The sequence below is a fragment of the Ruegeria sp. A5 genome, assembly GCF_056543005.1.
Window position 1 is genome coordinate 1,070,087 of sequence record NZ_JBQGAV010000001.1, and the last position, 13,680, is coordinate 1,083,766.

Below are 13,680 nucleotides of genomic sequence, written 5' to 3' on the forward strand. Positions count from 1 at the left end.
ATCTCGAAATTTTTAGAAATTTCAATTTTTTCTTGTTGCATTCGATTCTTCGGCTTAACGTTTACCTGCGCGACAGCAAAGGAGGCGGCAAGATCTTCCACACCGCGCACGCTCAACGTCTGGGAGGACAATATGAAAATAGTCAAGACAGCGGCCCTGGCGGCCGTAGCCACGACAATGGCAGCCGGTTTCGCGATGGCTGAAACAACGAAGCTTAGAATTCAAACCCATTTTTCGCCCGAAACTCTGTCAGGCCAGATGGCTGCAAAATTCGTTGAAGACATTCAGGAAATGTCGAACGGCGAAATCGAAGTTGAAATGTTCTATTCCTCTTCGGTGGTCAAATCAGTTGAAACCTTCGATGCCGCAGCTACAGGAATTCTGGATTGCGACATGACGGGCGGCGGCTATCAGACCGGTAAAAACCCGGCCTTCCAGTTTGCGGGCGACCTGCTCGGCGGATATCAGAACCCATATCAGCAAATGGCTTGGCTTCTTCATGGCGGCGGAAGAGAAGCTGTAAATGATCTATACAACGGCTACGACATGGAATTCATCGGATGGTGGATTCCCGGGCCAGAGTCGCTGTCTTCGACCAAGCCGATTGCAAAAGTGGAAGACTTCAAAGATTGGAAGTTCCGCTCGCCTCCAGGCCTTGCTACCAAGGTGTTCGCGGAACTTGGTGCTTCTCCGATCGTGATGGACTTCAACGAAATCTTCACGGCTTTGGAAACCGGTATCATTGATGGTGCGGATGCTGCGAACCTGACGAACAATGTGGGCCTCGGTCTGTACGAGATCGCAGGCCACACAAACTATCCCGGTTTCCACTCGATGCCTGCAGATCACCTAGCTTGTCGCAAAGACGTCTGGGAAGCGATGCCCGCGCATCACAAGAAGATCATGGAAGTCGCAATGGATAGCCTGGCATTGCACAATGCCACAATCAATGAAGTGCAGAACGCTCAGACTGCAAAAGACCTGAAGGCAAAAGGCGTTCAGTTGTACGAATGGTCGCCTGAAGACCTGGCAGCGTATCGCGCGGCCGTTCAGGTCGGTTGGACGGAGTTCGCAACGACACCTGAAGCAAAGGCGCTTTTGGAAAGCCACATCAACTTCCTGCGTGACCTGGGCGCAATGCAGTAATCAGGCTTCGATCGAACTACGACACACGGAAAGGCCGCACTTGCGGCCTCTCCGGATCGGCGCCGGGATCCAGAACTTCATGAAAATCACCAGAATAATAAGTCATGTACTGCAGTACGACATGCCGGAAGTTCTGGGCTACTCGCAACAGTATTATGACAAGCGTACAACCCATCTGGTCGAGATTCAGACAGATGAAGGGGTAACCGGTTGGGGGGAGTGCTTTGGTCCCGGAAACGTAGCCATTGCGAACAAAACCATCGTGGAAAAGGTAATCCAACCAATGGTCCTTGGCATGGACCCTTTGGACAAAGACGTGATCTGGCACAAGGTGTACAATCTTTTGCGAGACCATGGCCAAAGCGGAATGCCAATACAGGCTTTGTCCGGGGTGGACATCGCACTTTGGGACATCTCCGGCAAAATCTCTGGCCTCCCCCTCCATAAGCTTGTCGGCGGGGCACATCGCGCAAGCGTTCCTTGCTACGGCTACGGCATGATGCTCCGGGATGAACCGATTTCTAATCTTGCAAGCCGTTTTGAGGATGAAGCCGCAAAGATCAAGGCAATGGGATTTACCGCCACCAAAATGAAAACGGGCTTTGGCCCGAAGCCTGATGTGAAACTGTGCGAAGCAGTTAGACGCGGAGTTGGTGAGGACTTTCCTTTTATGGTTGATGCAAACCATGCCTATACGACTTCAGACGCGTTCTTTGTCGGTCGGGCGCTGGAAGAACTGGACGCATATTGGTTCGAAGAACCGGTCGCGCCAGAAGACATTGACGGATACCGCGAACTGCGCACTTCGCTTAAAGTAAACATCTCAGGCGGAGAGGCGGTATTCAATCGCTGGGCATGGCGCAATCTTCTTGAAAACCGTGGCATCGATATCGCGCAGCCAGAGGTTTGTGCTTTGGGCGGTGTTTCAGAGTATCTCAGGGTACTGTCTCTATGCCACGCACATTTCACTCCGGTCGTAAATCACGTCTGGGGTAGCGCCATCGCCGTCGCAACTAATCTGCATTTACTAGCGGCCATGCCCGCAATTCCAGGCGGCTTGCATCCATGGGAGCCGATGCTGGAGTTCGACACAACGGACAACAAGTTTCGGGACGATCTGCTGACCGAACCGCTGGAAATTCAAAATCAGGTCAAGGCCAACAACGGCCGAGTCATGATACCGACTGGCCCCGGATTGGGTGTCGAGCCGGACCGAGACTTTATCGATCACTACAGGATCGAAGGATAAGGACGAGGGTTACGCGATGCACAAGAACTCAGGCGGACTAATTGAATGGCTCATACCGTTGGCCTTCGTCGCAACAGCCAGCTGGCTTGTTTGGCATCTTCCCGCATTCCTATTGGACTGGCTGCCTTACACCTCTGAATCCCTCAAAAGTCAGGTAACTGAAATATATCTTCGCAGCGACGTTACGCCCGAATTGTCTGGCGTATTCGGGGGGTATGTCGACATCATCGACATGGCCGCGCTCGTCCTTCTACCGTTTCTTGCAGTGATTGGTACCAAGACCGTGCGCCCGGCGACGATGGAGTTCGAAGGCTCGACGGTTATGGACCGTTTCGCCCTGTTCATAGGTCGAGTGACGATGACGATGATAGCAATCATGACTGTCGTCATGCTCTACGAAGTCTTCATGCGTTATATCCTGGAGAAGCCGACCGAGTGGGCCAACGAAATGACACTCTGGTTCGCCAGCTTTGTGTTTTTGATGTCTGGCTACTACGCCATGCAGCAACGCAGTCACATTCGAATATTCCTGATGTACGACGCAGTTCCACGTTGGCTTCAGCGCGTTTTTGATACGGTTTCGACTATACTGATCGTGCTATTTGCCTTCTTTCTTGTCTACGGCAGCTACAAACAGGTGTTCGTCAACAAGCTCTACAAATGGGAGCTTTATGGCTCTGCCTTCAATCCGCCGATCCCGGCGACGTTGCAGCCGATGGTGCTGATCGTGATTACGCTCGTCGCAATGCAAGCAATTTTGAACCTGGTCGCGGATTGGAACAAAGAACCGGAAATCCACACAGATGAACCGGACGAAGACGAAATTGAAATGATCAAACGGGCGGTGGGACAAGACTGATGGACATTGGAACAATCTCACTCATCCTGATGGTCGCCCTGATTGTGCTTCTGGCGATCGGGATGCCCTTGGGTCTGGCCTCGGCTTCGCTTGCGGTTCTGGTTCTTGTGCTCAAGTTCGAACCGACACTGCTTTTAAACCCGTTTTCATTCGGCGACGGGATTCTCACAGGTCGGCCTGGGACTGGGCCGCTCTATATTCTGGCGCAGAAGATATACGGGCTCTTAACGGACTACGTGCTCATATCCGTGCCATTGTTTATCTTCATGGCGTCGCTGCTAGAGCGGTCCGGGATCGCGCGCGACATGTATTCGTCGCTGAATGTCTGGCTGTCCAGAACACGCGGCGGCATCGCGATCGTGACCTCGATCATGGCGGTGATCATGGCGGCCATGTCCGGCATCATCGGCGGTGAGGTTGTCCTGCTGGGCCTTATCGCCCTGCCCCAAATGCTGCGCCTGGGCTACGATCAGAATCTCGCGATCGGCGTCATCTGCGCCTCTGGGTCGCTGGGAACCATGATCCCTCCTTCGATCGTTCTGATCATCTACGGGCTGATCACCGAAACCTCGATCAAGTCACTGTTCACCGCGTCTTTCATTCCCGGCTTCATGCTGGCCTCGATGATCATCCTGTACATCATCATCCGCACGCGGTTGAATCCTCATCACGCTCCGCTGCCGGAACCGGACCCGAACGACCCCGAACCAGCCGAGAAACGCAAACTGTTTGGTGCCTTCATGAGCATCGTCGTCGCCGGATTTTCCACCGTTCTGTTTATCCGAGCCGCGTTTTTCGAGCTGTCAGGCTCCAACGCTGCCAGCCAAGGCGAACCAGCGCGATTGGGGACAGCTGACTACCTGCCCTGGTTTGCCGGCATCACGATCGTCGCCCTTCTGCTGATTTTCTTCGTCTTTGGCAGACAACGCTCAAAAATCGGTTGGGAAATGGGCAAGGGTCTCGTCGCGCCGCTGGTTGTAATCGGCGTCGTGCTCGGCTCGATCTATGGCGGGATCACAGGTATCACTGAGGCTGCAGGCATGGGCGCCTTCGCAGTCCTGATCATCGCCATCCTAAGGGGCGAAGGATCGTTCGAGCTGGTTTGGGACAGCTTGATGCGGACACTAAAATCCACAGGCACCATCATCTGGGTTACGATCGGGGCCGCCGCGCTGGCGGGTGCCTATACCATTGCTGGAGGGCCCCAATACGTGGCCGACCTGATCGTCGGCCAGGAGCTGCCGACCATGTTGGTCATTCTGGTAATGATGCTGATCTTGCTGTTCATGGGCGCATTCATGGATTGGGTCGGCATCGTACTGTTGATCATTCCGGTCTTTCTGCCGATCGTCCTGCGCCTTCCTATCGAGGAAATCGGAGTCTTTGGCCAGTTGGAGCCGAGTCATGTCGCCATCTGGTTCGGCGTCGTGTTCTGTATGAACATGCAGGTCAGCTTCCTCTCGCCCCCTTTCGGCCCGGCCGCGTTCTACCTGAAGTCAGTGGCTCCGCCGCATATCAGCCTAACGGATATCTTCCGCGGCTTCCTGCCATTCATCGGGATCCAGTTGCTGGCGCTTTCCGTTCTTCTGATCTGGCCTGGCATCATCGCGCTGCTGTTGTGAGGTTGCACCCATGCTGACACAAGATCAGATTGGCAAGTTCCAGACCGATGGATACCTCGTGGTTGAGGATGTAATTCCCGGCGATGTCCTGGGTCGGGTGCAAGCGGAATACTCGGATGTCCTGAACCGGCTCTATGACTGTTGGTACGAAAAAGGGCTGGTCAAGGACGAGCCGTCCGGAATGACCTTCTGGGACAAACTTCTGTCCGCCTATCAGGCCGGATGCGACTATTTCCAGCCGCTGGACATCTCGCTGCCCGGCGATCGGATCATGGCGGACACACCGTTCCATATTGGGCCCGCAGTGTTCGACTTGCTGACGGCCCGTCCCATGCTTGACATCGTCGAGCAGCTGATCGGGCCAGAGTTGGTGAGCAATCCAATCCAGCACGTTCGGCTGAAGCCCCCTGCCCTGAAGCTGTCCAAGGACGAGGTGCGCGCGCACATCACCGCAACGGACTGGCATCAGGATCGAGCGGTTGCGCTGGAGGATGCTGATCAGACCGACATGGTCACGGTGTGGATTGCCGTCAACGATGCAACCGTCGAAAACGGCTGCCTGCAAGTGCTGCCGAAGGCACCGGACCAAACCATCCTGCCGCATTGTGCCCGGACGCAGACAGGCATTGCTGACGGGTTCATTGATGAAGGCCGCGCCGTACCCCTTCCTGTCAAGGCCGGCGGGATAATCCTGTTTCACCCTTTGACGCCACACGCTTCGCTGATCAATAAAACGGACCGGTTCCGCTGGTCGTTCGACATCCGCTTTAGTGCAGCAGGCCAACCGACCGGTCGAGATCATTTCCCCAGCTTCATCGCGAGGTCCAGATCGCGCCCCGAAACCGAGCTGCGAGATTGGCGCGTCTGCAAGTCCAATTGGGAGGCGGCGCGAGCAAGACTGTCTGGCAAGCCGCATATAGATATTCACCGGTGGTCATCGGACTCACCGTTCTGCGCCTAGCTGCTGCCGCCAGGAAAGCTGATTATGACTTTTGTACGTTTAGATCGAACGGATAGCGTGGTGGTTGCAACTCGGCACCTGGAGGCCGGCAGTATGGTCGAGGATGTCACGACCAATGCGCGCATCCCCTCGGGGCACAAGGTCGCCACGCGGAATCTTGCACTCGGCGATCAGGTCAGAAAGTACGCCCAGATCATCGGTTACGCCACCCAACCGATCGAACCCGGCGACCATGTGCACACCCACAATGTCGAGTTCCGGAACACCAGCGTAGACTACGAGTTTGCGACGGATCACAGGCCCACCAAACCTGCCACCTCGGTCGATACATTCATGGGCTACCACCGGGACAGCGGTCGGGTCGGCACGCGCAATTACATCGCGGTTCTGACCACAGTGAACTGTTCGGCGACCGCGGCCCGCATGATCGCCAATCACTTCACGCCGGACAAGCTGGCCAAGTTTCCGAACATCGACGGCGTGGTGGCCTTTGTCCATGGAACAGGCTGCGGAATGGCCGATTCCGGCGACGGTTTCGAAGCCCTTCAACGGGTCATGTGGGGGTTTGCAAAACACCCCAACCACGCTGCCGTTCTGATGGTCGGTCTGGGCTGCGAGATGAACCAGATCGACTGGCTGCTGGACGCGTATGGGCTGAAGCAAAGTCCCACCTTCCAAACGATGAACATCCAGAACGTCGCCGGATTGCGTCGGACCGTGGAAATGGGCATCAACAAGATCAACCAGATGCTTCCCATTGCCAATGAGGCGAGGCGCAGCGAAGCCCCGGCGTCCGAACTGATGGTTGCGCTGCAATGCGGTGGCTCGGACGCTTGGTCCGGCGTGACCGCGAACCCGGCGCTCGGACATGCCTGCGACCTGTTGGTTGCGCAAGGCGGCACAGGTGTCCTTGCGGAAACACCCGAAATTTACGGGGCCGAACACCTTTTGACCCGCCGCGCCCTTAGTCGCACAACTGGAGAAAAACTGATCGGACTGATCGATTGGTGGCAGGACTATACCGCTCGCAATCACGGTTCGATGGACAACAACCCAAGCCCCGGCAACAAGCAAGGGGGTCTGACGACCATCCTAGAGAAGTCGCTGGGGGCAGCGGCGAAGGGCGGCACCACCCCTTTGACCGGTGTATTCAAATACGCCGAACCCATCACCGCCAAAGGCTTCACCTTCATGGACAGCCCCGGATATGACCCGGCCTCGGTGACCGGGCAGATCGCGGCTGGGTGCAATCTTGTGTGCTTCACCACGGGACGCGGCTCTGCATTTGGGTCCAAACCGGCACCCACGCTGAAAATCGCTACCAACTCTGAATTGGCAGCACGCATGCCCGAAGACATGGACGTGGATGCGGGCGACATTCTGACCAAAGGCGCCAGCGTCGAGGAAAAAGGACAGGAAATATACCGACGGCTGCTCCAAGTCGCCTCTGGCGCGCGGACCAAGTCCGAGGCGCAGGGCTTGGGTGACTACGAATTTGTTCCCTGGCAAATCGGAGCGGTGATGTGAAACGGATCCTTGTAGCCGGCGGCGGATTAATCGGTATCCGCCACGTCCGCGCCGTGATTGAGCATCCCGGTTGCCAGTTGGTCGGGTTGGCCGATCCAGATGGCTCGATCCAGATCGACGCGCCGCGTTTTGCTAGTATGGACGAGGTGCAGGACCCGGTAGATGGCGTCATTATCGCGACGCCAACCCGACTGCATGCCGAACATGGCATTCTGGCCGCATCTCGCGGTTGGCACATGCTGATCGAAAAGCCGGTTGCCGCGTCGGTCGGTGATGCACTGCGCCTGAAGACGGCCGTTCGCCAGGCCAATGTCCGCAGTCTTGTAGGCCACCATCGGCGGTATCATACAATCTTGCAACACCTGAAGGAGGTGATCGCGCAAGGTACGATCGGACAAGTCATCAATGTCTCGTTGCTGTGGGCCATGCGCAAACCCGACAGCTATTTTGAACAGAACTGGCGGACTTCCGATGGCAGCCCAGTCATGATCAATCTGGTGCATGATATCGATGTCCTGCGCTTTGTGATCGGAGAAATCTCGGATGTCGTCGCCCTGCCCGGAGCGCCCATCCGCGGATCGGATAGGATAGAAAGCGGGGCTGTCGCGATCGCATTCGAAAACGGCGCGACGGGCACTATCAGCTTTGCCGATACCGCACCCAGCCCCTGGGGGTTTGAGGCCGGAACCGGCGAGAACCCGAACATCGGCACGACCCATCAGGACATGATCTGGATCACGGGAACCAGTGGCGCTGTGAGTTTTCCTTCCATGACCCTGTGGCGCGGACAGGATTGGGGCACTGCGGCCCAAAAAGACCAACTTACACGACCGGAACAACAACGCGCACCGCTAGAGGTGCAGCTGGATCACTTCCTTGACGTGATCGATGGAGCTCCTCCACTGATTGACGTCGAGGATGCAGCCCGAACGCTCGAGGTCACATCACGGATTGAACAGGGGCTAAAGGCGCGAACGACTCGAGCGCGGGCGCCGGCCTGATGGACATGCGGCCCAGCCAAATGCCGGACCACCCAAAAACCAATGATTATCCACCGAGCAATATGAGCATTAAAAAAGCAAAGCCGCCCGCAACAAACACAAGAATAAAAACCAGACACATTCACGGAAAGGGAAACCAATGAGCAAACCATCAATCGGGTTTATCGGCTTGGGACTAATGGGCGGAGCCATGGTGAGCCGACTGTTGGACCAAGGACATTCGGTCGCTGTATTGGGAAACCGCGACCGCACATACCTGGACGCCGCGATTGACCGAGGCGCCCGCGAGATGCGAAACGCCCAAGAACTGGCTCAGGCCAGCGACATCGTGATGCTGTGCATGGGCACCTCCGAACAGGTCGAGAGCCGAATGCACGGTGCAGATGGAGTGATTGCGGGATTGAAATCCGGCGCGATTGTCATCGACTTTGGCACCTCGCTTCCTGGCAGCACACGCGCCTTGGCCGAGGAGGTTGCTGCAGCCGACGGAAGCTATCTTGATGCACCGCTTGGCCGGACGCCCTCGCACGCGCTGGAAGGCAAGCTCAACATTATGACGTCTGGAGACAAGGCTGCCTTTGACAAGGCCGAGCCGACACTGAAAGATTTGGGCGAAAACGTTTTTTACCTTGGCCCCGTTGGGTCCGGACACACGATCAAGCTGATCAACAACTTCTTCGGAATGACCGTTGCGAACGCGATGGCCGAAGCCTTTGCCATGGCTGACATCACCGGTGTTGACCGCAAGCAGCTGTATGATGTGATGGCCGCAGGGCCGCTGCATTCCGGAATGATGGATTTCGTCAAAGCCTATGGCGTTGAGAGCGACCCAAATCAGCTGGCCTTTGCCATCAAGAACGCGGCAAAAGACCTCGGGTATTATGACCGAATGGCGCGCGAGGCAGGCGTTACCAGCGTGATGTCGCAGGGCGCGCTTTCGGCGCTGAATGACGCCCGCGACCACGGTCAGGCGGATGACATGGTAAGCCAGATGGTTGACTACTACGTCAAGCGTTTCAACACCTGATCGATGGCCGTCTCCGCCAACCCCACCGTTGACCTGCCGCGCCTTGGCATTGTGCTGATGTTGATGGCGTGGCTGTTCTTTTCGTTGGTTGACCTTGGGGCCAAGTGGTTGGCGTTGGCCGGAGTGCCGGCATTTCAGTTGGCGTTCATGCGCTATGCGGGGCACTTCGTGATCTCCGTGGGCGTGATCGCCAAGGGCGGGATAGAGGCCGGTCGGTTCAAGACTGACCATCCATGGCAGGTGATAAGCCGGGCCTTGCTGCTGATCTCGGCGACCGTTTTCAATTTTTATGCCCTACGGTTTTTGCCACTGACCGTTGTGTCGGCAATCATGTTCTCAAGCCCGGTCATCGTGTGCTTTCTGTCCGTCTTTGTATTGAAAGAAAGCGTGGGCCCATGGCGTTGGGCGGCTATCATCCTGGGCTTTCTGGGAGTGTTGGTTGTCGTACGGCCGTTTGGTTCGGCCTTTCATCCGACCATGCTGCTGATCGTATACAATGCCACCGCTTTGGCTTTGTACTCGATTATGACGCGCAGGCTGTCCGGGGTTGTTGCCGTTGACACTATGCAATTCTACCTCGGGCTTACCGGTACGGTGGTCCTGTTGCCGTTCGCCATCTGGTTTTGGGTCCAGCCAGAAAACACGTGGAGCCTGATTGTACTGATCGGCCTTGGTGTGTTTGGCTGGTGCGGGCATCAGCTGCTGACGAACGCGCATCGGTTTGGAACGGCGAACCAGTTGATGCCATTCACCTATTCGTTCCTAATCTACGTGGCAATCTGGGGTTATCTGTTCTTTGACACGGTACCGGACGCATTCACGTTGGCGGGGGCTGCGCTGATCATGGCTGCCGGTCTCATCATCTGGAAAAGAGAAAAGAAATGACGCGAATTGCCTGCATCGGCGAAGCAATGATCGAATTGTCCATGCTGGAAACCGGCGCGAAGGTGGGCGTCGCGGGGGATACGCTGAACACGGCCATCTACATGCACCGTGCCGCGCATGACCTGCAGGTGGAGTATGTGACATGTCTAGGCGACGATCCGTTCTCAAGGCGTATCGTGGACTTCATCGCCAGTCATGACATCGGAACATCCGGCATCCGCATCATTCCGAACGCCTCTCCGGGACTATACGCGATCACTACATCTGCGGACGGTGAACGCAGCTTTACCTATTGGCGCAGCGAGGCGGCCGCCCGTCAGCTTTTTGCCGATCACGACTTCAGCCCGCTGAACGGTTACGACGTGCTGTACTTGTCAGGGATTTCCGTGGCGATTCTTCCGCATGCAGTCAGGCTCGCGCTTCTGGACTGGCTCGAAGGCTCTTCCGTCCGGTTGGTATATGACAGCAACTTTCGTCCGCGCCTTTGGGACAGCGTCCAACACGCTCGGCAGATTAACCAACGGCTTTGGCAACGTGCAGACATTGCCCTGCCGTCCATTGACGACGAGATGGCATTGTTCGGGGAAAGCGCGGACCAGGTGGCTGCACGCTTTGCCGATCATCACGGTGTTGGTGCGTTGAAACGCGGAGAGAATGGCCCTTTGTCCATCGGTCAGAACACTGACCAAACCTATGAACCTGCCAAAAACGTGCTGGATACGACAGCGGCGGGCGACAGTTTCAACGGTGGGTACCTCGCGGCCTTGCTGATGGGGAAATCACAGGCCGACGCCCTGATGGCTGGACACAATTTGGCTTCCACCGTTGTTCAATTCCGCGGCGCGATCATTCCCGGATAAGTGGCGCGAGATCCTCAGCGCCAACGAGACCCAAAAGCGGCGCTACCGGGTCCGGCTGCTTGACAGCCGAGGCAATTTCCAATGCGCAAGGATCGTTCAGCGCCCTGCCCTTTGCGATCTCGGACATGCAAAAAGAGATCCAGGCCCGCATCCCTGCAATCACCGCCTGAGAGCCGGTCTCACGGAGTGTGGGAACAAACCGATACGGCAGCTTCTGGCTGCCATCCATTGCGATTTGGTCCAGACGGTGCGCCAGCTCGGGGTTTTCAAAGCGGCGCAACAAAGCCTCTGCATAATCCGGAACCTGTGCTTGCAGTGCAGCGGGCAGCGTTGCGCCCGCATCCTTCATCAACTCAGAAACCAGCGGGCGCAAAACCGGGTCTCGAACCGCTTCGTGGACGTAGGTCAGGCCCCGCTCCAACCCGGCATAAGCCAACAGGGAATGGGCACCGTTCAACATGCGCAGCTTTCGCATCTCGTGCGGGGCTACGTCATCGACCAGTTGCACTCCCGGCCAATCCGGGTGCGGACCGGAGAAACTGTCTTCGATCACCCACTCCGAGAACGTCTCGGTCGGAACAGCCATAGGATCGCCGCTGATTGCGCGAACGGCGTCCGTGGTAGCCGGGGTGATCCGGTCGACCATCGCGTTGGGAAAGCAAACAGAGTCCCAATTCACGTCCAGACCGGCTGCTTCCGCAAAATCGGCAACTGCCGTTTCGAGCGTCTTGCCGTTTTCCATGCGATTGTCACAACTTAGTACCGTTACTGGCTTGCGCCGTTCCGCAAGGCCAAAAGCTAAAAACCCGATCAGCGTCGCAGGCCCTTGCCCTGCCAGATCGGCGGCAATCGCCGGGTCCTGAAGGTTCAGCTTGCCCGCGGCGTCCAAGTGATAACCTTTCTCGGTAACGGTTGCCGAAATGATCTCGGCATCCGCCATCACATCGAACATCTCTGCGCGATCCTTGGGCGCGACCAGAACGTCACGCAGAGCTTTGATGCGCCGGACTCCCTGCCCCTGTACGCACAAATCGTACTCGAAATCCTGTCGGGCCAATCCATCCCGAACCGAGGATGAACGCAGGCTGACGCCGACAACGTCCCATCCGCCCGCTTGATCCGTGTAATCCAGCAAATGCGCCCGGGCAAAGTTTCCAAGGCCGAAATGAAGAATTGTACCCATTTACCTTTGCAACCCGTAAACTTGTTTCGCCAGATCGACCGCCAGCAATCGCGCCAGATGCTCGGCACTGTCCCGATCGAAATAGCCGCGCGCAACCTGCTCGGCCAGATGAATCGCCACACCCCTTCGCCACAGGTCGTGACGTGCAGGAATGGACAGGAAAGCCCGCGTGTCGTCATTGAATCCGGCCAGATTGTAATATCCGGCCGTTTCAACGACCTGATCGAAATACCGCGCAATCCCGGCTGGGCTGTCGTGGAACCACCAAGGCGGCCCGATCCTAAGGCACGGCCAATGTCCCGCCATCGGGGCCAATTCACGGGCATAGGTGCTTTCGTCCAATGTGAAAAGTATGATGCGCAGTTCCGCCGAGTTACCGACCCGGTTCAACAGCGCCTCAAGGCCCGTGACCCAATCCATCGCGATTGGAATGTCGGCCCCCTTGTCCCGTCCGAAGTCCCGCAGTACCGCGTGGTTCGTGTTGCGCTTGCTGCCAGCATGTATCTGCATTGTCAGACCATCATCGACAGACATCTGCGCCATTTCGATCAGCATATGCCCATAGAACCGGCGAGCATCCTGTTCGGTACCTTCCCGCCGTCTCAGCCGCTGGTACAGCGCATCCGGGTCGTCCAGCCACTCGGTCTGTACGCGTTCGATACCGTGGTCGGTGGCAGTACATCCCAGCTGGATGAAGTAAGCCCGCCGCATTCGCAGCGCGTTGAGGTAGCCATCATAGCTGCTCAGATCGCAGCCTGTCAGCTCGGCCAACTTGTTCAGGTTCTGTACGAACTCCGGGTCCGCCCCATCCAAAACCCCGTCTGGGCGGAACGTCGGAACAACCCGCCCGCCCCAACCGCTTGTACGGATCTCCCGATGCTCCACGAGTGCGTCAAGAGCGGAATCCGTGGTGGCCAGAACCTCGATCCCAAACCTGTCGAACAAAGCCCTCGGACGAAATTCGGGTCGCGCCAGCTTTTCTGAGATTTTATCATAAATCAGGTCAGCCGTGCGCAAAGACAACTCTTCAGACACGCCCAGCGTTTCGTGCAGCACGTAGCTCATCCAGATCCGGGATGGCGTTCCCAGAAACAGATGCCAGTGTTCGGCAAAGGTGCGAAAAACGACGCGGGGATCCTTCTTTCGCCCCTCTTCCCCAACGCCAAGTTCGGACAAGGGAACGCCCTGCGAATAGAGCATACGGAACACGTAATGGTCGGGAACCACAAGCAGCTCTGCCGGGTTGGGAAACGGCTCATCGGTTGCAAACCACCCCGGATCGCAGTGACCATGCGGAGACACGATTGGCAGGTCCTTGATGCCCAAGTACAGGTTTTCTGCCATGCCATTCAAATTGCCA

General features: G+C 56.8%; 11 protein-coding genes and 1 pseudogene. 10 read left to right on the plus strand and 2 right to left on the minus strand.

Features of this window, described 5'->3' with window-relative positions:
* The first annotated feature begins 132 nt into the window (after positions 1–132).
* The 10 genes and pseudogenes from ACR0AY_RS05400 (at position 133) to ACR0AY_RS05445 (ending at position 11,137) form a co-directional block, all read left to right on the plus strand.
* On the plus strand, positions 133–1,146 hold the full coding sequence (locus ACR0AY_RS05400) for a TRAP transporter substrate-binding protein (RefSeq protein ID WP_170512732.1): 1,014 nt from the start codon (positions 133–135) through the stop codon (positions 1,144–1,146).
* A gap of 79 nt (positions 1,147–1,225) precedes the next feature.
* A complete protein-coding gene (locus ACR0AY_RS05405) occupies positions 1,226–2,395 on the plus strand; it encodes a mandelate racemase/muconate lactonizing enzyme family protein (RefSeq protein ID WP_480453803.1) in 1,170 nt (389 codons plus the stop codon).
* Positions 2,396–2,411: 16 nt separating this feature from the next.
* Positions 2,412–3,254: a TRAP transporter small permease subunit gene (locus ACR0AY_RS05410; RefSeq protein ID WP_480453805.1), complete on the plus strand. Its 843-nt coding sequence runs from the start codon at positions 2,412–2,414 to the stop codon at positions 3,252–3,254.
* Positions 3,254–4,876 carry a TRAP transporter large permease subunit gene (locus tag ACR0AY_RS05415; protein ID WP_170396171.1) on the plus strand — a complete coding sequence of 541 codons (1,623 nt, stop codon included), beginning with the start codon at positions 3,254–3,256 and terminating at the stop codon, positions 4,874–4,876. The genes ACR0AY_RS05410 and ACR0AY_RS05415 overlap by 1 nt, the downstream gene beginning before the upstream one ends.
* Positions 4,877–4,886: 10 nt before the next feature.
* Positions 4,887–5,837 carry a phytanoyl-CoA dioxygenase family protein gene (locus ACR0AY_RS05420; RefSeq protein ID WP_170663775.1) on the plus strand — a complete coding sequence of 317 codons (951 nt, stop codon included), beginning with the start codon at positions 4,887–4,889 and terminating at the stop codon, positions 5,835–5,837.
* Positions 5,838–5,861: 24 nt separating this feature from the next.
* Entirely contained in the window at positions 5,862–7,364 is a 1,503-nt protein-coding gene (locus tag ACR0AY_RS05425; RefSeq protein ID WP_480453807.1) for a UxaA family hydrolase, read from the plus strand.
* Positions 7,361–8,365 carry a Gfo/Idh/MocA family protein gene (locus tag ACR0AY_RS05430; RefSeq protein ID WP_170396165.1) on the plus strand — a complete coding sequence of 335 codons (1,005 nt, stop codon included), beginning with the start codon at positions 7,361–7,363 and terminating at the stop codon, positions 8,363–8,365. The genes ACR0AY_RS05425 and ACR0AY_RS05430 overlap by 4 nt, the downstream gene beginning before the upstream one ends.
* Before the next feature lie 106 nt (positions 8,366–8,471).
* A pseudogene (locus ACR0AY_RS05435) lies at positions 8,472–9,392 on the plus strand (NAD(P)-dependent oxidoreductase); the annotation flags it as partial.
* Between the two features lie 3 nt (positions 9,393–9,395).
* Positions 9,396–10,277, plus strand: a complete 882-nt coding sequence (locus ACR0AY_RS05440; RefSeq protein WP_170512722.1) for a DMT family transporter — start codon at positions 9,396–9,398, stop codon at positions 10,275–10,277.
* Positions 10,274–11,137 (plus strand): sugar kinase, encoded by an 864-nt coding sequence (locus tag ACR0AY_RS05445; protein ID WP_170512720.1) that lies wholly within the window; start codon positions 10,274–10,276, stop codon positions 11,135–11,137. Before ACR0AY_RS05440 ends, ACR0AY_RS05445 begins: the two co-directional genes overlap by 4 nt.
* On the opposite strand, the gene ACR0AY_RS05450 is transcribed toward ACR0AY_RS05445, so the two are convergent.
* On the minus strand, positions 11,124–12,320 hold the full coding sequence (locus ACR0AY_RS05450) for a mannitol dehydrogenase family protein (RefSeq protein ID WP_170512718.1): 1,197 nt from the start codon (positions 12,318–12,320) through the stop codon (positions 11,124–11,126). The two genes, ACR0AY_RS05445 and ACR0AY_RS05450, sit on opposite strands and share 14 nt — an antisense overlap.
* Positions 12,321–13,664 carry a glucuronate isomerase gene (gene uxaC, locus ACR0AY_RS05455; protein ID WP_170513029.1) on the minus strand — a complete coding sequence of 448 codons (1,344 nt, stop codon included), beginning with the start codon at positions 13,662–13,664 and terminating at the stop codon, positions 12,321–12,323. It abuts the gene before it with no gap.
* Positions 13,665–13,680 lie beyond the last annotated feature (16 nt).